At 54.0% G+C, this 22046-nt stretch carries 22 protein-coding genes and 1 pseudogene; 14 read left to right on the top strand and 9 right to left on the bottom strand.

Annotation, left to right across the window (positions count from 1 at the left end; genetic code table 11):
* The first annotated feature begins 94 nt into the window (after positions 1-94).
* The 4 genes from IM317_RS11110 (at position 95) to htpX (ending at position 4518) form a co-directional block, all read left to right on the top strand.
* Positions 95-592: a GAF domain-containing protein gene (locus IM317_RS11110; protein ID WP_033145834.1), complete on the top strand. Its 498-nt coding sequence runs from the start codon at positions 95-97 to the stop codon at positions 590-592.
* A 96-nt stretch (positions 593-688) separates the two neighbouring features.
* Positions 689-1375, top strand: coding sequence for an RNA chaperone ProQ (gene proQ / locus IM317_RS11105; protein WP_014884292.1), 687 nt, complete (start codon positions 689-691; stop codon positions 1373-1375).
* 19 nt (positions 1376-1394) lie between these two features.
* Complete coding sequence (gene prc / locus IM317_RS11100; RefSeq protein WP_029741991.1) at positions 1395-3443, top strand: carboxy terminal-processing peptidase; 2049 nt, start codon at positions 1395-1397, stop codon at positions 3441-3443.
* Positions 3444-3636: 193 nt separating this feature from the next.
* Positions 3637-4518 (top strand): protease HtpX, encoded by an 882-nt coding sequence (htpX, locus tag IM317_RS11095; protein ID WP_014884290.1) that lies wholly within the window; start codon positions 3637-3639, stop codon positions 4516-4518.
* A 50-nt stretch (positions 4519-4568) separates the two neighbouring features.
* Here the strand turns inward: htpX and IM317_RS11090 are convergent, their stop codons facing one another.
* Positions 4569-5942: an MFS transporter gene (locus IM317_RS11090; protein ID WP_033145833.1), complete on the bottom strand. Its 1374-nt coding sequence runs from the start codon at positions 5940-5942 to the stop codon at positions 4569-4571.
* Between the two features lie 179 nt (positions 5943-6121).
* Here IM317_RS11090 and kdgR point away from each other — a divergent pair, with 179 nt between their 5' ends.
* Positions 6122-6913 (top strand): DNA-binding transcriptional regulator KdgR, encoded by a 792-nt coding sequence (kdgR, locus tag IM317_RS11085; protein ID WP_023312208.1) that lies wholly within the window; start codon positions 6122-6124, stop codon positions 6911-6913.
* A 68-nt stretch (positions 6914-6981) separates the two neighbouring features.
* On the opposite strand, the gene IM317_RS11080 is transcribed toward kdgR, so the two are convergent.
* A complete protein-coding gene (locus IM317_RS11080) occupies positions 6982-7221 on the bottom strand; it encodes a YobH family protein (RefSeq protein WP_033145832.1) in 240 nt (79 codons plus the stop codon).
* Positions 7222-7382: 161 nt separating this feature from the next.
* Between IM317_RS11080 and mgrB the strand changes: the two genes are divergently transcribed.
* The 7 genes and pseudogenes from mgrB to rlmA all read left to right on the top strand — a co-directional run bounded on the left by mgrB (position 7383) and on the right by rlmA (position 12614).
* A complete protein-coding gene (gene mgrB, locus IM317_RS11075; RefSeq protein WP_006175995.1) occupies positions 7383-7526 on the top strand; it encodes a PhoP/PhoQ regulator MgrB in 144 nt (47 codons plus the stop codon).
* 74 nt (positions 7527-7600) lie between these two features.
* A complete protein-coding gene (locus IM317_RS11070) occupies positions 7601-7891 on the top strand; it encodes a YebO family protein (protein WP_008500484.1) in 291 nt (96 codons plus the stop codon).
* 21 nt (positions 7892-7912) lie between these two features.
* On the top strand, positions 7913-8902 hold the full coding sequence (locus IM317_RS11065; RefSeq protein WP_033145831.1) for an MBL fold metallo-hydrolase: 990 nt from the start codon (positions 7913-7915) through the stop codon (positions 8900-8902).
* A gap of 525 nt (positions 8903-9427) precedes the next feature.
* Positions 9428-9572, top strand: a pseudogene (locus IM317_RS11060) (DUF2627 domain-containing protein).
* A gap of 13 nt (positions 9573-9585) precedes the next feature.
* Positions 9586-9795, top strand: a complete 210-nt coding sequence (gene cspE, locus IM317_RS11055) for a transcription antiterminator/RNA stability regulator CspE (RefSeq protein ID WP_001062678.1) — start codon at positions 9586-9588, stop codon at positions 9793-9795.
* Positions 9796-10014: 219 nt separating this feature from the next.
* Complete coding sequence (gene ftsI, locus IM317_RS11050; protein WP_033145830.1) at positions 10015-11733, top strand: peptidoglycan glycosyltransferase FtsI; 1719 nt, start codon at positions 10015-10017, stop codon at positions 11731-11733.
* Positions 11734-11798: 65 nt separating this feature from the next.
* Positions 11799-12614: a 23S rRNA (guanine(745)-N(1))-methyltransferase gene (rlmA, locus tag IM317_RS11045; protein WP_033145829.1), complete on the top strand. Its 816-nt coding sequence runs from the start codon at positions 11799-11801 to the stop codon at positions 12612-12614.
* Here rlmA and mntP read toward each other — a convergent pair.
* The 5 genes from mntP to manX form a co-directional block, all read right to left on the bottom strand.
* A complete protein-coding gene (gene mntP / locus IM317_RS11040) occupies positions 12611-13177 on the bottom strand; it encodes a manganese efflux pump MntP (protein WP_033146549.1) in 567 nt (188 codons plus the stop codon). The genes rlmA and mntP overlap by 4 nt on opposite strands.
* 399 nt (positions 13178-13576) lie before the next feature.
* On the bottom strand, positions 13577-14035 hold the full coding sequence (locus IM317_RS11035) for a DUF986 family protein (protein ID WP_033145828.1): 459 nt from the start codon (positions 14033-14035) through the stop codon (positions 13577-13579).
* A gap of 54 nt (positions 14036-14089) precedes the next feature.
* Entirely contained in the window at positions 14090-14941 is an 852-nt protein-coding gene (locus IM317_RS11030) for a PTS mannose transporter subunit IID (protein WP_006810994.1), read from the bottom strand.
* A 12-nt stretch (positions 14942-14953) separates the two neighbouring features.
* Entirely contained in the window at positions 14954-15754 is an 801-nt protein-coding gene (gene manY / locus IM317_RS11025; protein ID WP_008500490.1) for a PTS mannose transporter subunit IIC, read from the bottom strand.
* A gap of 46 nt (positions 15755-15800) precedes the next feature.
* Complete coding sequence (manX, locus tag IM317_RS11020) at positions 15801-16766, bottom strand: PTS mannose transporter subunit IIAB (protein WP_032658500.1); 966 nt, start codon at positions 16764-16766, stop codon at positions 15801-15803.
* Between the two features lie 266 nt (positions 16767-17032).
* Here manX and IM317_RS24255 point away from each other — a divergent pair, with 266 nt between their 5' ends.
* Together IM317_RS24255 and yoaE are read left to right on the top strand one after the other, a co-directional pair.
* Positions 17033-17242 (top strand): hypothetical protein, encoded by a 210-nt coding sequence (locus tag IM317_RS24255; protein WP_372584218.1) that lies wholly within the window; start codon positions 17033-17035, stop codon positions 17240-17242.
* Complete coding sequence (gene yoaE / locus IM317_RS11015) at positions 17230-18789, top strand: CNNM family cation transport protein YoaE (RefSeq protein ID WP_033145827.1); 1560 nt, start codon at positions 17230-17232, stop codon at positions 18787-18789. Before IM317_RS24255 ends, yoaE begins: the two co-directional genes overlap by 13 nt.
* A gap of 6 nt (positions 18790-18795) precedes the next feature.
* Here the strand turns inward: yoaE and IM317_RS11010 are convergent, their stop codons facing one another.
* Together IM317_RS11010 and sdaA are read right to left on the bottom strand one after the other, a co-directional pair.
* Positions 18796-20394, bottom strand: a complete 1599-nt coding sequence (locus tag IM317_RS11010; RefSeq protein WP_033145826.1) for a cyclic diguanylate phosphodiesterase — start codon at positions 20392-20394, stop codon at positions 18796-18798.
* Between the two features lie 130 nt (positions 20395-20524).
* The gene (gene sdaA / locus IM317_RS11005) at positions 20525-21889 is read right to left on the bottom strand and encodes an L-serine ammonia-lyase (RefSeq protein ID WP_060568768.1); all 1365 of its coding nucleotides are present in this window, start codon (positions 21887-21889) and stop codon (positions 20525-20527) included.
* Between the last annotated feature and the right edge of the window lie 157 nt (positions 21890-22046).

Raw genomic sequence — 22046 nt, 5'->3', positions numbered from 1 at the left:
ACTCATGAACGGATTCATCTTGAGCATGAGCGCATTTAATGCTTATTTTAATAGGCTATGCGGTAAATTTGTAAGACAACTAAGTGATTGAATAATGAACAAAACAGAATTCTACGCGGATCTGAACCGCGATTTTAAGGCATTGATGGCGGGTGAGACCAGCTTCTTAGCCACTCTGGCAAATACTAGCGCATTGCTGTTTGAACGTCTCTCTGACGTGAACTGGGCCGGCTTTTACCTCCTGGAAGGTGAAACGCTGGTGCTCGGCCCGTTCCAGGGCAAACTGGCCTGCGTGCGTATTCCGGTAGGGCGTGGCGTATGCGGCACGGCGGTGGCCGAAAATCAGGTCCAGCGTGTGGAAGACGTTCATGCGTTTGACGGGCACATTGCCTGTGATGCCGCCAGTAATTCTGAAATCGTTCTGCCGCTGGTGGTCAAAAATCAGATTATTGGCGTTCTGGATATCGACAGTACGGTCTTCAGTCGCTTTACAACCGAGGACGAACAGGGGCTGCGCGAGCTGGTGGCGAATCTGGAAAACGTACTCGATGCAACCGATTATCAAAAATTCTTTGCGAGCGTCGCAGGATAATCAACGGATAACGTAGCATTTACTGATAGCGTCATTATAATGACGCCTGTTCATGCCTGCGCTTGTTGGCAACGTCCGTTGTAATCAGGAAATTTCATGGAAAATCAACCTAAGTTGAATAGCAGTAAAGAAGTTATCGCATTTCTGGCCGAGCGTTTCCCGCAGTGCTTCAGCGCGGAAGGTGAAGCTCGTCCCCTGAAAGTCGGTATTTTTCAGGATCTGGTGGCGCGTGTTGAAGGGGAAATGAACCTCAGCAAAACTCAGCTGCGTTCCGCCTTACGTCTTTATACTTCGAGCTGGCGCTACCTGTACGGTATCAAACCTGGCGCGACCCGCGTGGATCTCGACGGCAACCCGTGTGGTGAACTGGACGAGCAGCACGTTGAGCACGCGCGTAAGCAGCTTGAAGAAGCCAAAGCACGCGTTCAGGCACAACGTGCAGAACAGCAGGCGAAAAAACGCGAAGCCGCAGCGGCAAACGGCCAGGAAGAAGCGCCTCGTCGTGAGCGTAAACCACGCCCTGCGCCGCGCCGTCACGATAATAACGATCGCAAACCGCGTGCAGACAAACCAGCAGCAAAAGCCCCGCGTGCCCCTCGTGAAGAGCCGCGCCATACGCCGGTTTCTGACATTAACGCCCTGAGCGTAGGTCAGGCGCTGAAGGTAAAAGCGGGTAACAATGCTATGGACGCCACCGTACTGGAAATCACCAAAGATGGCGTTCGTGTACAGCTGACTTCTGGTATGTCAATGATTGTACGCGCAGAACACTTGTTGTTCTGAAACGGAGGCCAAGCCTGGCATGAACACTTTTTTTAAGCTCACCGCGCTGGCGGGCCTGTTTGCCATAACAGGTCACGCTTTTGCAGTGGACGATATCACGCGTGTTGATCAAATTCCGGTTCTCAAGGAAGAGACGCAGCACGCGACGGTGAGCGAGCGCGTGACCTCACGTTTTACCCGCTCGCACTATCGTCAGTTCGATCTCGATCAGGCCTTTTCGGCCAAAATCTTTGACCGCTATCTGAACTTGCTGGATTACAGCCATAACGTTTTGCTCGCCAGCGATGTCGAGCAGTTCGCTAAGCGCAAATCCGAGGTGGGTGACGAGTTGCGTTCTGGCAAGCTGGATCTGTTCTACGATCTCTACAACCTGTCGCAAAAGCGCCGCTTTGAACGCTATCAGTACGCGCTGAAAGTGCTGGAACGTCCGATGGACTTCACCGGTACTGACACCTTTAATCTGGATCGCAGTAAAGCACCCTGGCCGAAAGACGAAGCCGAGTTGAATGCGCTGTGGGACGGTAAAGTTAAATACGACGAACTGAGTCTTAAGCTGACCGGCAAAGACGAAAAAGAGATCCGTGACACGCTGACGCGTCGTTATAAATTCGCCATTCGTCGTCTGGCGCAAACCAACAGTGAGGATGTTTTCTCACTCGCGATGACCGCCTTTGCGCACGAAATCGATCCGCATACCAACTATCTCTCTCCACGCAACACCGAACAGTTCAATACCGAGATGAGCCTGTCTCTGGAAGGTATCGGCGCGGTGCTGCAGATGGATGATGATTACACGGTGATCAATTCCATGGTCGCGGGTGGCCCGGCATCCAAAAGCAAAGCGATTAGCGTAGGCGATCGCATTGTGGGTGTAGGACAAACAGGCCAGAACATGGTCGACGTGATCGGCTGGCGTCTCGATGACGTGGTTGCGCTGATCAAAGGTCCGAAAGGCAGCAAGGTTCGTCTGGAAATTCTGCCTGCCGGTAAAGGCACCAAAACCCGTATCGTTACCCTGACCCGCGAGCGTATCCGTCTGGAAGACCGCGCGGTGAAAATGTCGGTGAAAACCGTGGGTAAAGAGAAGGTGGGTGTTCTGGATATTCCTGGCTTCTACGTGGGGCTGACTGACGATGTGAAGGTTCAGCTGCAGAAGCTTGAAAAGCAGAACGTCAGCAGCATTATCATCGACCTGCGCAGTAACGGCGGCGGGGCGCTGACGGAAGCGGTTTCACTCTCCGGTCTGTTCATTCCATCTGGCCCGGTGGTTCAGGTGCGCGATAACAACGGTAAAGTGCGAGAAGATGCCGACAACGACGGTGTGGTCTACTACAAAGGCCCGCTGGTGGTCCTGGTTGACCGCTTCAGTGCTTCCGCGTCTGAAATCTTTGCCGCTGCAATGCAGGACTATGGTCGCGCGCTGATTGTCGGTGAGCCAACCTTCGGGAAAGGCACCGTTCAGCAGTATCGCTCTCTGAATCGTATTTACGATCAGATGCTGCGTCCGGAATGGCCTGCGCTGGGCTCGGTTCAGTACACCATTCAGAAATTCTACCGCGTGAACGGCGGCAGTACGCAGCGTAAGGGCGTAACGCCGGACATCATGATGCCGACAGGCACGGAAGAGACGGAAACCGGCGAGAAGTTTGAAGATAACGCCTTGCCGTGGGACAGCATCAATGCCGCGACCTACGTGAAAGCGGGTGATATGACGCAATTTGGCCCTGAACTGCTGAAAGCGCATAACGACCGCATCGCGAAAGATCCGGAGTTCCAGTACATCATGAAGGACATTGCACGATTCAATGCCCTGAAAGATAAGCGGAATATCGTTTCTCTGAACTACGCACAGCGTGAGAAAGAGAACAACGAAGACGATGCAACCCGCCTGGCGCGTATCAACGATCGCTTCAAGCGCGAAGGTAAGCCTCTGCTCAAAAAACTGGACGATCTGCCAAAAGATTACCAGGAGCCGGATCCGTATCTGGACGAGACGGTGCATATCGCTCTCGACCTGGCGAATCAGGAAAAAGAGAAACCTGCCGTACAGCCCGCTCCGGCAAAATAATCACCCAACAGGCACAAGGAATTGTGCCTGTTTCTTTTTGTTCTTCATCCTTCCGTCAGCCAGATTTCCAATTGTGTAAAGTTGTGTCTTTCTGGTGACTTACGCCCGCCGGATGCTTGAAAATAGCCGCAATACCCATACGATGTGGGTAATCGCATAGTGCGTTTTGTTAAACTGAGGTAAAAAGAAAATTATGATGCGAATCGCGCTCTTCCTGCTCACCAACCTGGCGGTCATGGTGGTTTTCGGGCTCGTGCTAAGCCTGACAGGAATTCAGTCGAGCAGCGTTCAGGGTCTGTTGATTATGGCGCTGCTGTTTGGTTTTGGTGGCTCGTTCATCTCCCTGCTGATGTCGAAGTGGATGGCACTGAAATCGGTGGGTGGTGAGGTTATTGAACAGCCGCGTAACGATATGGAACAGTGGCTGATGAATACGGTGGCTCAGCAATCCCGTCAGGCCGGGATCGCCATGCCGCAGGTGGCGATTTACCATGCCCCGGACATCAACGCTTTCGCGACGGGCGCCCGTCGCGATGCGTCACTGGTTGCCGTCAGCACCGGATTGCTGCAGAACATGAGCCGTGACGAAGCCGAAGCGGTTATTGCCCACGAAATCAGCCATATCGCCAACGGTGACATGGTGACCATGACCCTGATTCAGGGCGTGGTGAACACCTTCGTGATCTTCATCTCCCGTATTCTGGCGCAGATCGCGGCAGGCTTTATGGGCGGCAACCGTGACGAAGGTGAAGAGAGCAACGGCAACCCGCTGATCTACTTCGCCGTTTCGATGGTTCTGGAACTGGTATTCGGTATTCTGGCCAGCATCATCACCATGTGGTTCTCCCGCCACCGTGAATTCCACGCGGATGCCGGCTCGGCGAAGCTTGTTGGTCGTGAGAAGATGATTGCCGCGCTACAGCGTCTGAAAACCAGCTACGAGCCGCAGGAAGCGAACAGCATGATGGCCTTCTGCATTAACGGTAAATCCAAATCGCTGAGCGAGCTGTTTATGTCTCACCCGCCGCTGGATAAACGTATCGAAGCGCTGCGCAGTGGGGAATACCTGAAGTAACGCTAAGAACCCTAATAAGCCGGGCAGGAGAACACTCCGCCCGGCTTTTTTTATGCCTGAACTTTGGGCTGGGTCACCCGCAGGCCGCTGACGACCGCCGCGAGGGAAGCAAGGGCTCCCGCGGTGAGAAGCGCAACGTGGTTGCCGTTTTGTCCGGCGAGGTTAAACATCAGGGCGACCAGCGCTGCGCCGCTGCTTTGTCCCAGAAGGCGCGCGGTCCCCAGCATGCCGCTGGCACCACCGCTGCGATGGCGCGGCGCGGAGGTGATAATGGTGTGATTGTTAGGGGACTGGAACAGGCCAAACCCTGCGCCGCACAGGATCATGCGCCATATTATGTCCAGATCGGTTGGCGAGGACGGTAGCAGAGCCAGCGCGAAAAGGCCTGTCGCCATCACCGCCAGCCCCAACGCTCCCAATAAACCGGCATGGACGCGTTCAATTAAGTAACCTGCCAGCGGCGCCATCACCATGGTCGCCAGCGGCCAGGGGGTTAACAGCAGGCCGGTCTCCACTTCTGAACGGCCGATCGCGCTCTGCAGAAAGAAGGGCAGAGAAACCAGAGCCAGCATCTGGGCGCAGAACGAGCAGACGGACGTGCAAATGGAGAGGGAAAAGAGGGGAATACGCAGCAGATCGACCGGCAGCAAAGGCACGGGGAGAGTGAGCTGGCGGCGAACAAAGAAGAAGCCGATCGCCAGCAGGGCGATGAGCTCCGCGCCGGTAAGCATCAGGGACTGTCCCTGCGCAAAGCCGCTCAGCGCCGTAATCAGCAGGCCAAAGGTCAGGGCATTCATCACCGCACTCGCCACATCGAAGCGCGGCATGGTGCTTTTGGGGCCGTTAGCGGGAAGAAAGCGCAGGGCAAAGAATATAGCGACAATGCCCAGCGGCACGTTAATAGCAAACAGCCATTGCCATGACGCAACGGAAAGGATCGCCGCCGCTATGGTTGGCCCGGCGGCTGAAGAGACGGCCACGATGAACGAGTTAATCCCCATGCCGCGCCCCAGATGACGCTGAGGATAAATTAAGCGGATTAACGCCGTATTTACGCTCATGAGCGCCGCGCCGCCAAAACCCTGCGCAATGCGGGCAAGCGTCAGGGTATGCAGTGAATCTGAAAGTGCGCATAACAACGACGTGAAGGTGAAAACCACCAGACCGCATTGATACACCCGACGGTAACCGAACATATCGCCCAGGAAAGAGAACGAGAGCAGGGAAACCACAATCGCAATCTGATAGGCGTTAACGATCCATATCGAACTGGCGGGGGAGGCGTGCAGGTCGCTGGCGATGGTTGGCAGGGCAACGTTCGCGATTGCGCCGTCAAGGACGGCCATTGAGATACCAATAATGATGGTCGCTATAGCGCCATACCGCTGGGGTAAAGGCAGGCCATCGGAAAGGGTCTTTTCCATTAGGATTAAAAAAGCTCAGCGTGAAATTATTTTCAGGGTAACTATTTTAGCATTGTTACAGCCGCGATATGTCGCAGATTTGTAACGAAGTAAACGCGGATTGATTGCAGGTGACATGACGGGAACTTATAATAAAAACCGGTTCTGATTTTTATAAAACACTCTCTATGAGGTGGTAAATGGCTATTGCGGATTTGGATAAACAGCCAGATTCTGTTTCTTCCGTGCTGAAGGTGTTTGGTATCTTACAGGCGCTGGGGGAAGAGCGTGAAATAGGTATTACAGAGTTGTCGCAGCGCGTGATGATGTCTAAAAGCACCGTATATCGCTTTTTGCAAACCATGAAGTCGCTGGGCTACGTAGCCCAGGAAGGCGAATCTGAAAAATACTCTCTGACGCTGAAGCTGTTTGAGCTGGGCGCCCGTGCGCTACAAAATGTTGACCTGATCCGCAGCGCTGATATTCAGATGCGTGAAATCTCTCGCCTGACCAAAGAGACAATCCATCTCGGCGCGTTGGATGAAGACAGCATTGTGTACATCCATAAAATCGACTCCATGTACAATCTGCGCATGTATTCGCGCATTGGTCGTCGCAACCCGCTCTACAGTACCGCGATTGGTAAGGTTCTGCTGGCGTGGCGCGATCGTGAAGAAGTGAAGCAGATCCTCGAAGGCGTGGAATACAAGCAAAGTACTTCCCGAACCATTACCAGCACGGACGCGCTGTTAACGGTGCTCGATCGCGTACGCGAACAGGGCTATGGCGAAGATAACGAAGAGCAGGAAGAGGGGCTTCGCTGCATCGGCGTTCCGGTATTTGACCGCTTTGGGGTTGTGATCGCGGGCTTGAGTATCTCCTTCCCGACCTTACGCTTCTCCGAAGAGCGCCTGCATGAGTATGTGGCTATTCTGCACACTGCCGCACGTAAGATTTCTGAACAGATGGGTTACCACGACTACCCGTTTTAATCTCTGCTCGTATAAAAAAACGCCGCATCTGTTGCGGCGTTTTTTTTGCAAGTCATTTCACCGGCCGATTAGCCATTATCAATCACGACGGATGTCTTACGCAGGACCGGACAGTGGGTCAAGCCAACGATCCCGCTGTCAGTATGCAAATATTGCGCAGTGCTCACGCCCTGTGCTGTTAAATATTTACATTGAATCCCTAACCCGGCTGCGTTCTCGGTGCTTCCCACTAGCACACCGTAACCCGTGAGCAGAAGGCCAATCCAGACGATGGCCAGCGCAATAATTGTTCGAATGATGAAGCGCATCATTAACCTCTTTTGTCGTTGTTATCATAAAGCTAGCGTAAAGGGTTTACACGATGAAACAAGTGCAGGATTCTGAAAAAAGCGCGATGGCGGTACAGTTAGCCCTTGTTTAAGATAAGCGTGATAACCTCGTTACATCAGGTTTTTAGACGGAGTGTGGAGTGAAAAAAATACGCTGGGTAATTCTGATTATCGTGCTGATAGCGTGCGTGGTGTTATGGACGCAGACGATCAATGTGATGTGCGATCAGGATGTACAGTTTTTTAGCGGCGTCTGCGCAATCAATAAGTTTATTCCGTGGTAATACGCATTTTTTCTCAAGGTGATTTCCTTCCTTCGCGCCAGTGGTAAAATAGACGTTTTTATTGAGGTGGTGAAATGGGTGAGTTACTGAATTCAGGGCTGCTGAATATGGCATCCCTGATGATTTCTTTGGTTGTTCTGCTTGTGGGCCTGGTCATTTGGTTTTTCGTGAACCGCGCCAGTTCCCGTACTAACGAGCAGATTGAACTGCTGGAAGCGCTGCTCGATCAGCAAAAACGTCAGAATGCGCTGCTGCGCCGTCTGTGTGAGGCTAACGAACCGGAAGAAAAAGACGCGCCGAAAGACGCGGTCGCTGAAGATAACAAAGACGAAGACGACTTTATCCGCCTGGTGGCTGAGCGTTAATCTTTTGTCCGGGAGGTGGCTGTGGTCTGGAAAAATCCCTGGTATGACCCCTCCCTGAAACATCACACTCCGAATGGTTTTCGTAATACCGATCCTGTTGGACATCAACCCGGCGACCTTGACCGTTGGCGCAAAGCGCGTAAAGAGGCCGGTTTACCGAAGCCACCCGCGCTGGGTTATGAAGACTTTATCCAACAGTGGTGGCAACCGGTTGAGCTTACGCAACCTCATGAAGATGGGGTATGGTGGCTGGGACACGCGAGCGTGATGCTGCAGCTGGACGGCAATATCATCCTTACCGATCCGGTTTTTTCACGGCGCGCTTCTCCACTCCCTTTCCTGGGACCACAGCGCAAAACGCCTCCCGCTCTGTCAGTCGATCAACTCCATCAGCTTGATGCGGTCGTCATCTCCCATAATCATTACGATCATCTTGATGACGCGACCATTCGCCGTATTCTCAAACGCTTCCCCGAGGTCAGTTTTTTTGTTCCGCTGGGCCTGGCCGCCTGGTTTCGCCGCCGGGGGGCAAAATGCGTGGTTGAGCTCGACTGGTGGCAGAGCTTCACCTGGCAGGGGATGACGCTAACCGCCGTACCGGCACAGCACTGGAGTATGCGCACGCCATGGAACCGCAATCGCTCATTATGGTGCGGCTGGGTTATGGAAGGTCGACATCATCGTTTCTGGTTCAGCGGAGATACGGGGTATTCGCCCGAGCTGCTGTTGATACCTGAACGTCTGGGCCATATAGATGCTGCCGCGTTACCGATTGGAGCCTATGCCCCACGCTGGTTCATGGCTGTCCATCATATGGATCCGCAATCTGCGGTGGCATTGTGGCAGCAGCTGGGCTGCCCTCTGGCGTTTCCCATTCACTGGGGCGTGTTTGAACTGGCAGATGAATCCCTGGATGAACCTGTGCGGGAGTTAACTGACGCGCTAGATAATTTAGCACCAGTTAATCATTCTTTCAGGATACTGAAAGTTGGTGAATATTTATCCTTATAAACGAAGCGATAACGTAGTGCATATATTCTGTCTGTAAACGCGTGCAGGAATTTTTTATTTTTATCGAAACGTTTTGCTTGCCTTCTTTTGATGCAGAGTCATAAAAATTTCATTATTTTGGTGCATAACACTGTTTATTAGTTGGTGCATTTTAATACAGTTCGGCGCGGGTTATTAACAGTGTTTTTTGTCTGAAACAATTTGGTCGCGTTACAATGATTTAAGCATAAGTTTTCACAAATTGTTCTAACTCAATCAGGACGTAAGATTTCTTTTCCCGGTTGCTGGACGCTTCGTAATGATTGAGCTATGTTAAAAAAGTCTTAGATTACAGCGCTTGTGAAAGCAACGCTGGGTCTTTGTTACGCAGCAGAGCTGTCTGTAAGTGATGCGCATAATTGTGCAAAACCTGACAGGCACTGTTCGAATTTGTGCGGCGGATCGAGACATGTTTAAAAATGGCTTGCCATATTAAACATAGTGTGTGATAACACGTTTTGGGTCAAACGAGGTACAGTTCTGTTTATGTGTGGCATTTTCAGTAAAGAAGTCCTGAGTAAACACGTTGTCGTTGAATACCGCTTCTCTGCCGAACCTTATATTAGTGCCTCATGCAGTAATGTCTCAGTTTTATCTCAGTTAATGCCTGCGGGCTAAGAAAACACTCTAAGGAATTTTGCAAAATGGCAAAGATTAAAGGTCAAGTTAAGTGGTTCAACGAGTCTAAAGGTTTTGGTTTCATTACTCCTGCTGACGGCAGCAAAGACGTGTTCGTACACTTCTCTGCAATCCAGGGTAACGGCTTCAAAACTCTGGCTGAAGGCCAGAACGTTGAGTTCGAAATTCAGGACGGCCAGAAAGGCCCAGCTGCAGTTAACGTAACTGCTATCTGATCGAACCGCTGCTGACTGAAGCGCTTAGCGCTTCAATCTCAGACATAAAGCCTCGCATAACGCGGGGCTTTTTTATGTCCTTTATCTTTCAAAATATTACCATTTGCGGTCTTGTTAGTAACTTGTTGCAAAGCTGCGAGGTTAGTAGCACTGTTTTGCCACCTTAACCCCATCTTTTCCCGTTAAATCAGGGCGTTGTTTAACAGTCCTGGGGTTCAGGTGAAGAAGAAATTGATAACGACCGCTGGCAATTTCACGCCGGCGCGTTTTGTGCTGCTCTGTTTAGCTATTTTTTGTAGTCTGGCTTTTTTGCTGGGCCGCGTTGCCTGGCTGCAAATCATCAAGCCTGACAATCTGGTGAAGCAGGAAGATATGCGTTCCCTCCGCCAGCTGGCGATTGATGCGCCGCGGGGCATGATAATGGATCGCGAAGGTCGCCCCCTGGCGGTGAGCGTGCCCGTCCGGGCCGTCTGGGCCGACCCTAAAACGGTGCTGGCAAAAGGGGGCGTTGGCGTTGATGAACGCTGGCAGGCGTTGGCAAATGCGCTGCATCTCTCCCTGGGCACACTTTCGGCGCGAATCAACGCCAACCCGCAGGGGCGTTTTATTTATCTTGCCCGTCAGGTCGATCCTGCTCAGGCGAAGTGGATCGATAAGCTGAATCTGCCCGGCATCAATTTACGCGACGAGTCACGCCGTTTTTATCCTGCCGGCCATGTGGCAGCGAACCTGATTGGCTTCACCAATATTGACGGGCAGGGCATTGAAGGCGTGGAAAAAAGCTTTAACGCGCAGCTGACCGGCAAGCCGGGTGTGCGGCAGGTAAGGGAAGACCGATACGGTCGCGTGGTTGAAAACCTGACGGAAGTGGCGCCTGCACCGGCGCATAACATCCAGTTAAGTATCGACGAGCGGCTGCAAACCATCACCGAAGATGCGCTCGATAATGCCGTGGCCTGGAACAAGGCCGAGTCTGGTGCATCGGTGCTAATTAATATCCCAACCGGGGAAATACTCGCCATGGCGAGCTATCCGGATTTCAATCCCAATAATCGGGAAGGCGCGACGATAAACGATTTCCGCAATCGCGCCATCAGCGATACGTTCGAGCCCGGTTCGACGGTCAAGCCGCTGGTGCTGATGACGGCCCTGCAGCAGGGCCTGGTCCAGCCGGACAGCGTGATTGACACTCACCCGTATACCCTTGACGGGCATCGTATCCGCGACGTGGGCTATTATCCTGAACTGACGATGACCGGGATCCTGCAAAAATCGAGCGACACCGGCGTGTCACGACTGTCCCTGGCAATGCCTGTCCAGCATCTTATTGATACCTATCGCAACTTTGGATTTGGCACGAATACGGGGCTTGGCTTAACGGGCGAAAGCGCGGGGCTGTTGCCAAATCGTAAATACTGGAGCCAGCTCGATCGCGCGACCTTTGCTTTCGGCTACGGGCTGATGGTGACGCCGCTCCAGCTGGCGCACGTCTACGCCACGATTGGCGGCTTCGGGCTCGAGCGACCTCTCTCGATTACGCGTATCGATCCACCCGTTATCGGGCACCGCGTCATGCCGGAAGAGATTGCGCACGAGGTGGAGCACATGATGGAGAGCGTTGCGCTGCCCGGCGGCGGGGGCGTTAAGGCCGCCGTTCGTGATTACCGGGTGGCGGTGAAAACCGGTACGGCAAAGAAAATTGACGACAGCGGGAAGTACGTCGATAAATACGTTGCCTATACGGCCGGCGTCGCGCCCGCCAGCGATCCGCGCTTTGCCCTGGTGGTGGTCATTAACGATCCGCAAAATGGTGCCTACTACGGCGGTGCCGTTTCCGCACCTGTCTTCAGCGAGATTATGGGCAACGTGCTGCGTCTGGAGAATGTGAAACCTGACGGGTTACCGGCGGGTTCCGATCACCTTATCGTTATGCGTTAACCGGGCGTTTATAACCAGGGCGAATAGCGGTACACTTCGCCCTTTGATTATGCTCCGGAGTCACCATGTCCTTCAGCTGTCCCCTTTGCCACGCCCCCCTGACGCATTCAGATAAAAGCTATACCTGTCCGCAGGGGCATCAGTTTGATATGGCAAAAGAAGGCTACGTGAATCTTCTGCCGGTGCAGCATAAGCGCTCCCGCGATCCAGGCGACAGTGCAGAGATGATGCAGGCGCGTCGTGCGTTTCTGGATGCCGGGCACTATCTGCCGCTGCGGGAGACCGTCGCGCAGATGCTGAATGACATCCTGCCGGGTTCAGCCACCGCCATGCTCGATATCGGCTGCGGGGAAGGGTACTACACCGCACGCTTTGCCCAGATCGCCCGTGAGAAGGGCGCGTTGACATTCGGTCTGGACGTGTCGAAAGTGGCCATTCGCGCGGCGGCAAAGCGTTACGCTGACGTGACGTTCTGCGTGGCATCCAGCCACCGGCTGCCGTTTGACGATGCCAGCATGGATGCGGTTATCCGTATTTACGCGCCCTGCAAGGCGGAAGAGCTGGCTCGCGTGGTGAAACCGGGCGGATGGGTAGTCACCGTAACGCCGGGCCCGCGTCATCTGATGGAGCTGAAAGGGCTGATCTACGACGAAGTGCGACTGCATGCCCTTCATTCTGAACAGCTGGCCGGTTTTACCCTGAAGCAAGAGCAAACCGTGGCGTATGAAATGACGCTGAAAGGGGAAGAAGCAACCGCGCTGCTGCAGATGACGCCGTTCGCGTGGCGGGCAAAACCGGAAGTGTGGGAAGCGTTAGCTGTACAATCAATATTTAACTGCCAGACGGATTTCAGTATCCACGTCTGGCAGCGCGAAGATTAACCGGCGAAGTGTGCCCAGAGGATCTGGGCACCAATGCCAATCAGCACAATTCCACCCAGGATCTCGGCGCGTTTACCCAGCAGCGGGCCGATAAACCGTCCGACCATCATGCCCAGCGTGGACATGATCAGCGTTGCGCAGCCGATGGCAAGCGCGGTGGCGATAATATTGACCTGCAGGAATGCCAGACCGACGCCGACGGCCATTGCATCAAGGCTGGTGGCAATCGCCGTGGTGACCAGCAGCCAGAACCCGTGACGGTGCTGCGGCTCTTCGTCTTCATCATCACCGCCGCGAAAACCTTCAATCACCATTCGGCCACCTAGAAACACCAGCAGTACGAAGGCAATCCAGTGGTTCCACTCCAGCACTAACTGGCTGGCGAGCATGCCAAGACCCCAGCCGATAAGCGGCGTCAGCGTTTCGATAGCGCCAAAAATGAGGCCGGTACGCAGGGCTTCTGAGAACTTAGGTTTGTGGAGCGTGGCACCTTTTCCGATGGAAGCCGCAAAAGCGTCCATGGACATGCCAAAAGCGAGGAGGATCGTAGCGGAGATATTCATAACAGCGTCCAGACCGGGGATATCCATATGACACATCACTGCCCCCAGTAAACAGCAGTTGATGTATCTATGGTCTCGCCTGATCGCACCGCACATAAGATGTGCTGTCAGCGAACCGTACGCGCCACGTTTTTCAACGAGTATGTTGACACGTACATTTCCTGCGAGCAGGAAATCGGCTACTCCCCAACGACGGGCGCAACCTTAACATATTTTGAGAATATAAAACAACAATGGATAAGCATTATTTAAAATGCTTGTTGATAACGATTTTCATTTGTCTTTAAGCGTGAAATTATCGTTAAAAAATAGAAAAGCAAATTAACGAAAAGGATATAGCTTAGGCTATATTTCTTGCGCAAGATAAACACAGAATATAGCCATTGCTATATATCCAAGTCATTGATTTTTAAGAAGTAAATTGTATATCTTTTCCAGGTCGTCAATATTCTTCACCCGAATAAGCAGGCGGCGTTGTTCTAATTGCATCACCAGCACACCGTCTTCGGATAAATTCATCTCTTTAATACGGTTATATTCTATCCACACATTGGCGAAGAAAAATCCGCGGGATTTAAAAATGATTTTCGGCGTGCGGATCCAGAACAGATAAACCGCCATTAATGCCAGCGCACATAATAACCATGTGGTTAATATTGCACCATGACTGGTGACGTTATTGTAAATAAGAATAACGATGAGACCCGCGAAGATAAACGCATCTACGCGCCCGCGTCGCAGAAGGGGAAGGGAGAGCAGCGTCTCGCCGTGACGGCGGGGCATGATGAACTCGTCATAGATCGCGTAAGCCAGAAGGGCAGCAATAAATAAAACCAGTACGATGTCCGTGACAGTCATTCATCCTCCAGATAAAAAAACCGGGGGCAAGCCCCCGGCCTATAGCATTGAAACTTACAGACCCAGCAGGCCGACTGCGTAGCCCGCGATACCGATGACGAAGAAGCCAACGATAATCCACAGCGGGTTCACTTTCTTACGCAGCAGCCACATGCAGGCGAAGGTCAACAGCAGCGGTACCAGGCCCGGCATCAGCTGGTCCAGAATCGTCTGCACGGTGGTGACGCGCGTCTGACCATCCTGACCGGTGATGGTCGATACCACCAGCGGGATGTTCACGTGCGTCCACTTGTTAACCAGCGCCCCCATGACAAACAGGCCGAGGATTGACGCCCCCTCAGTCAGTTTCTGCAGGAAGCCGCCGCCCATGTCCTTAACGATGTCCACCCCTTTACGGTAGCCGTAGGCCACACCGTAGTAACGGGTCAGCAGGCGCACGGCGTTGAACAGGATGAAGAACAGCAGCGGGCCAAGCAGGCTGCCGCTCATCGCGATACCGGCACCCAGCGCCGCGAAGACCGGACGCACGGTACCCCAGAAGATTGGGTCACCGACACCGGCCAGCGGACCCATCAGGCCGACTTTGATACCGTTGATGGCACCGTCGTCAATCTCTGCGCCGTTCGCACGCTGTTCTTCCATCGCCAGCGTTACGCCCAGTACGGGGGCCGCTACGTAAGGATGGGTGTTAAAGAATTCCAGGTGACGCTTGATCGCCTGACGGCGCGCTTCGTTATTTTCCGGGTACAGGCGCTTGATCGCCGGTACCATGGAGAAGCAGAAGCCCAGCGCCTGCATACGTTCGAAGTTCCATGAACCCTGAAACAGGTTAGAACGGATGAACACGCCACGAATATCACCCGGAGTGAGTTTTTTCTCGGTGGTAGTTTTTGTCATATCAACCATTTCGCTCACCTGCTAGTCCAGTTCGTTATCGAGATCGTTGTTACCAGCAGCCTGCGCTGGGGCACCCGCGACGCGGTTATATTTCGGGCTGAGCTGGATGTAGAGAATCGCCATTACCGCACCAATCACACCCAGTGCAACCAGGTTGAAGTTGGTGAAGGCAGCGGTCACGAAGCCGAGGTAGAAGAACGGCATCAGATAGCCTGCGCGCATCATGTTGATGACCATCGCATAACCGACGACCACGATCATGCCGCCCGCGATGTTCAGACCGCCGGTGACCACTTCTGGAATGGCGTTCAGCATGCTCTGCACTTCACTGGTACCAACAGAGATCGCCACGATAACCGCCGGGATCGCGATACGCATCGCCTGCAGGAACAGGGATGAAACGTGGATCCACGACAGTGCCGTGAGGTTGCCGTTTTCGGCCGCCTTATCCGCCGCGTGCTGGAAGGCAACGGTGATAGTACGAACGATGATGGTCAGAACCTGGCCTGCTGCAGCCAGCGGTATCGCCAGGGCGATACCGGCACCAATACTCTGGTGACCAGCAATAACCAGAACGGTCGAAATGATAGAGGCCAGCGCCGCATCGGGCGCAACCGCCGCGCCGATGTTCATCCAGCCCAGGGCGATCATTTCCAGGGTACCACCGATGATGATACCGGTTTTCATGTCACCCAGAACGGCCCCAATCAGCGTACAGGCCACCAGAGGGCGGTGGAACTGAAATTCATCAAGTACGGATTCCATACCCGCAATACATGCGACGACGAACACCAGCACAATCTGAAGAGTGGTAATCTCCATTGCACTTCTCCTATTACATAAACTTTATATGAGAACCGGCGCGGGCTTATTTCCCAACTTTGCCGATCAAATCCATCATTTTCAGTTTTTGATCCGTAGAAACCTTACGGGCTTCCAGTTCAATACCGCGCGCATTCAGCTTGTTGAATGCCTCGATATCTTTCGCATCGACTGAAATGGCGTTGTTGACCTGCGTTTTGCCCTGACGGAATGCCATACCACCAATGTTCACGGAGGTGATTTTCACGCCGCCTTCAACAATGCGCTCAACGTCTGTCGGGTTAGTGAACAGGAGCATTACGCGTTCGCCCGCATATTTTGGGTTGTTGTACACGCGGATCATCTTGGCGACATCCACGACGTGCGCGGTAACGCCAGGAGGAGCAACCTGAGTCAGAAGGGTTTTACGTACGGTATCGGCGGCAACTTCGTCGCTGACCACGATAATGCGTCGAACGTTGGTCTCTTTGGTCCAGCGCGTGGCGACCTGGCCGTGGATTAAGCGGTCATCAATACGCGCAAGGCCGATGACCATGTAATCGTTCGGACCCATCGGTTTTGCAGGTGCTGCCGCTTTTGGTGCCGCTGCAGGTGCAGGGGCAGGTTTTTCAACCGGCTGCGCTTTCAGGGCTTTTACCCCTTCGCGACCGGTTTCAACGGCCAGCGCCACCAGCTCATCGAACGCCGGATTGTCGTCGCGCGCCATGAAGGTTTCCACCAGCATGGGAATATTAACCCCGGCGACAACTTCATAGTGCTCTTTATCGACGACAATGCGGCTGGCGGCATTGAACGGGCTGCCGCCCCATGTATCGACGAGAAACAGCACGCCTTTGCTGGTATCCAGCTTCGCGAGTTGAGCGTTGTACTTCTCTATCAGCGTCTCGGCGTTTTCACCGGGAACGAAATCGATCCAGCCGACGTTTTCCTGCTCGCCCAACAGCATCTCTGCCGTTTTGAGTAGCTGCTCAGCAGCCCAACCATGTGTGCCTATGACAATAGCAATGGTCACTTGCTACCTCCTTTTATTATCATTAATACGCCTGCCAGGCAGCCGTACTGAGAATCGTATTGGCGAACCGAATCGATTCAGATAAGGGTTAGAGTTCAAAAAAACTAAGACTTCCGCGAATTATTTTAGATAGTGAAAAAATAATTTATGTGATGAAGATCCGTAATTTAGCCACGCGTTACAGATTTATCTGTAGCGTAAAGCCGCTGTGTTACAGAACTTTGCAAAGGAACGTAAATCTTTGCTAAAAACACAGTGTCTCTGATATGTTTAGCCTCCGTTTAATCGTTCAGGAGTATAGGGTTACAGCCCACTATATGGACCGTCACCGACGTCAGTCATCAACCAGGCCATTTCGCGCCTTATTCACCGGCGATCCTCGCCACGTATCAACTCTGTTTACCTCTGTTTTGCCCACGTTGAGTGGGGCACCGTTTCGTCATTCCTTTAGCAGGAGCTTGTCATGGAATTCTTAATGGACCCGTCAATCTGGGTGGGATTGCTCACGCTGGTGGTGCTGGAGATTGTTCTCGGCATTGATAACCTGGTGTTTATCGCCATCCTTGCGGACAAACTGCCGCCAAAACAGCGTGATAAAGCGCGTCTGATTGGTCTCTCGCTGGCGCTGGTTATGCGACTGGGGCTGCTTTCCGTCATCTCCTGGATGGTCACGCTGACCAAACCGCTGTTCTCCGTCATGGACTACACCTTCTCCGGGCGTGATTTAATCATGCTGATCGGGGGGATATTCCTGCTTTTCAAAGCGACGACGGAGCTACACGAGCGGCTGGAAAACCGTCAGCACGATGATGGGCACGGTAAAGGCTATGCCAGCTTCTGGGTGGTAGTGCTGCAGATCGTGGTGCTTGATGCGGTCTTCTCGCTGGATGCGGTGATCACGGCGGTCGGCATGGTGAATCATCTGCCGGTAATGATGGCGGCTGTTGTCATTGCGATGGCGGTCATGCTGCTGGCCTCGAAGCCGCTGACGCGCTTCGTTAACCAGCATCCGACGGTGGTCGTGCTGTGTCTGAGCTTCCTGCTGATGATTGGTCTGAGCCTGGTGGCGGAAGGTTTTGGCTTCCATATTCCGAAAGGCTACCTGTACGCCGCGATTGGCTTCTCGATCCTGATCGAGCTGTTCAACCAGATTGCGCGCCGTAACTTTATTAAGCAGCAGTCGAATCAGCCGCTGCGCGCCCGTACCGCAGACGCCATTCTGCGCCTGATGGGCGGTCGTCGTCAGGTGAACGTCCAGTCTGATTCCGAAAACCATAACCCGGTTCCGGTCCCGGAAGGGGCGTTTGTGGAGCAAGAACGCTACATGATCAACGGCGTGCTCTCCCTGGCCTCCCGTTCGCTGCGCGGCATCATGACGCCGCGCGGGGAAATTAGCTGGGTCGATGCAAACCTGAGCGTCGATGAAATTCGCCAGCAGCTGCTCTCTTCTCCGCACAGCCTGTTCCCGGTGTGTCGCGGAGAGCTGGATGAGATCATCGGCGTGGTGCGGGCAAAAGAGATGCTGGTGGCCCTGGAAGAGGGCGTCAACGTGGAAGCCGTTGCCGCCGCGTCGCCTGCGATTGTCGTGCCGGAAACGCTGGATCCTATCAACCTGCTCGGAGTGCTGCGCCGCGCTCGCGGTAGCTTTGTTATCGTCACCAACGAGTTTGGCGTGGTGCAGGGGCTGGTTACGCCGCTGGACGTGCTGGAAGCGATTGCCGGTGAATTCCCGGATGCCGACGAAACGCCAGAGATCGTTGCCGACGGTGAAGGCTGGCTGGTTAAAGGTACCACCGACCTGCACGCGCTCTCGCACACGCTGGGGCTGGAAAACGTGATCAACGATGAAGAAGACATCGCGACCGTTGCCGGCCTGGTGATCGCGGTTAACGGGCAAATCCCGCGCGTCGGAGATGTGATCGAGCTGGCGCCGCTGCACATTACGATCGTTGAAGCCAATGACTATCGCGTTGATATGGTTCGTATTGTTAAAGAACAATCAGCCCACGACGAAGATGAGTAAGCCGGCTTAGCGCAGCGGCATTAACGGCACGATGTGCCCGTTATGATGCGCTGGCGGGGATGAACTTCCCGCCAGCCACTTCGGAAAATCCCGTAGCGGCATGGGCCGCGCATAGAAAAACCCCTGCAGGACAGGCACGCCATGGCGGCGCAAGTAGCGCGCCTGCTCCTCCGTCTCGACCCCTTCAGCAACCAGTTCGATATTCAGCCGCTGACCCAGCGCAATAATCATATCCGTCACCGTCGAGTTCACGGCGTCGGTACCGATGGCGGTGGTAAACGACTGGTCGATTTTCAGCACGTCCGGGTGCAGCTTTTCAAGCCAGGAGAGGGAGCTGTTCCCGGTACCAAAATCGTCGATGGCCAGCTTCACCCCTTTGCGATGCAGTTCGCGCACGATGCGATAATCCGCATCCAGCAGCGCATCCCGTTCCGTGAGTTCAATCACCAGCTGCTGGCGCGGACAGGCGCTGAACCAGAGGCGATTCAGGTCCTGTATCAACACCGCGTGACGGAAATGGCTGGCGGCGACGTTAATCCCAATGTGAAAACCGGCGCTGGAAGGGAAGTAACCTATCTGGCGCACCGTTTCGGCGATGACATAGCGGGTCAGAGGGACAATCTGGTTATGTTCTTCTGCCAGGGGGATAAACACCTCCGGGGTGATCCAACCCTGACGGGGGTTATTCCAGCGCAGCAGGATCTCCACGCCGGTGCACGCCTGGGTACGGGCATTCACCAGCGGCTGGCAGAAAAGCTCAAATTCCCGCGCCGCAATGCCCATATCGATCTCCCACGTAAAGCTCATCCGGTTTGCCGTTGCCAGCCAGGCGAGATAGCCCAGCAGCAGGCTGAGCATGAGTCCCAGCGGCAGCTGGGCTGGCAGGCTTTTTAAGGCTAATTCTCCAGGGCCTGGCCCGCTGACCGTAATGGTGAAAGGGTTTCGGGTTGACGATTGCCGGAAAAGAGAGCCCTCCTCATCAAACGTCAGGCTGTCGCTGACGCGTTGTCCATAGCGCAGAAAGCGATCGCCTACGGTTAGCGCCACGTCATTAATAAGCGGGCGCTGGGGCTCAAGGATCATTTTGGCGATCAGATCGATATTGATGATCTCGATAACGCCTGCTTCACCGTCCTGAGAGACGGGATACCACTGGATCAATATCGGGCTACCCTTAAGCAGCCACTGGTCGCTCGATAAAATCAGCTTCGCCGTGCTGGCGGGTAATTCTTTCAGGAAGTCGCGAACGGGCACATTGCGGCTCCCGAAAATACTTGAGCAGTACAGGATACCCTCGTCAATCAGGGCGATGGAGCGTACCGTCTGCAAAATGGCGGCCTGCTTTCGCAGCGCCAGATGCGCCTGCGGGCAGGGCTGCCCTACCAGGGGCTGCAGCACGCTGCGGCGGTTCTCTAAAGAAAGCAGGACGTTATCAAGGGCGCGAACGGTGTGGCTGGTAAAATCGAGGATCCGCTGTTGGTTAACATTGCGCTGTGAAATAAAGCGAATGCCTAACGTCAGGATGAGCGTGAGGAGCGCAACCGTGACACAGACGATAACGCGTTTTCGGCGATAGTTTTTAATGATCGTTTGTGCAGTTTGCATGAACGGTCGCCTGATAAGCCACCAGCCACAAAAGCCGGACGCAACAGTAAAAGTGTAGTGGGGAAAGCAGAAGGAGACGAGAAAGAAGAGGGAAATTCGCCCATCCGTTGCAGATGGGCGAAAGGCAGTATTAGTCGCACTGCACCTTAATGGCCAGGCCACCGCGGGACGTCTCGCGGTATTTCGCGTTCATGTCCTTGCCGGTTTCGTACATGGTTTCAATCACCTTATCCAGCGATACGCGAGGTTCGCTGGTACGGCGCATCGCCATACGTGAGGCGTTGATGGCTTTCACAGAGGCAATCGCGTTACGCTCGATGCACGGCACCTGCACCTGGCCCGCGACCGGGTCACAGGTCAGACCGAGGTTATGTTCCATACCGATCTCCGCCGCCACGCAGACCTGCTCAGGGCTTGCGCCCAGCAGCTCTGCCAGACCCGCCGCCGCCATGGAGCAGGCAACGCCCACTTCACCCTGACAGCCCACTTCCGCACCGGAGATGGAGGCGTTCATTTTGTACAGCGCACCGATGGCACCTGCCGCCAGGAAATAGCGGATGTAGATGTCCGGCGTCACGGGCTCAATAAAGTGATCGTAATACGCCAGCACTGCCGGAACGATACCGCAGGCGCCGTTGGTTGGCGCCGTCACGACGCGTCCACCTGCGGCGTTCTCTTCGTTAACCGCCAGGGCAAACATGTTTACCCAGTCAACCACGTTCATCGGGTCGTTGGAGAACTTGTCCGTGGTCACCAGCATACGGCGCAGGGCAGAGGCACGACGCGGTACGCGCAGTGGACCCGGCAGAACGCCTTCGGTGTTCATCCCGCGGTCGATACAGGCGCGCATGGTTTGCCAGACGTTCGCAAAATAGTCTTCAATCTCTTTTTTGCTGTGCAGGGCCAGTTCGTTTTGCATCACCATGCCGGACAGTGAAAGACCGGTCTCTTTGCAGTAGCCCAGCATTTCTGTAGCCGATTTGAACGGGTACGGTACGCTGACGTCGCCGACGCTGTCTTTGCCAAAATGCTCTTCATCCACGATGAAGCCACCGCCGATGGAGTAGTACGTTTTGCTGTAAATCTCTTTTTCACCGCTGTAAGCGTGAATGGTCATGCCGTTTTCGTGCAGCGGCAGGTTGTCGCTACGGAAACGCATGCCGTCTTCCTGCGGGAAATCGACTTCCTGCTGGCCGTTTGCCAGCAGCAGGCGGCCGCGTGTTTCCACGTCGCGGATGAATGCCGGGATGGCATCAATATCTACGGTATCCGGCATATTGCCTGCCAGACCCATAATAATGGCGATATCGGTGTGGTGGCCTTTACCCGTTAATGACAGCGAGCCGTAAACATCCACGGCGACACGGGTAACGCTTTCCAGTAATCCTTTTTCGACCAGATCATCGACGAACTGTTTACCGGCCTTCATCGGGCCAACAGTATGGGAAGACGAAGGGCCAATTCCCACTTTGAACATGTCGAATATACTAATCACTTTCACACTCCTGACAGGGTTACCGGGGTTCCAGTAACGATGTTATAACTGCGCATAGTGTAAGAGGGAACACCGACCTCGGCTTAACTATTCACATGAATTAAACTAATGGTTAACGATGGGTTTTGCTAATAGCGCGACGCGGATCGCAAACCTG

Origin of the sequence: Enterobacter cloacae complex sp. S3, from assembly GCF_014930495.1 — a bacterium.
Taxonomy (GTDB): domain Bacteria; phylum Pseudomonadota; class Gammaproteobacteria; order Enterobacterales; family Enterobacteriaceae; genus Enterobacter; species Enterobacter asburiae_B.
Note: the sequence above shows the minus strand (reverse complement) of the source record. Positions and strands in the feature narration are given on the sequence as shown.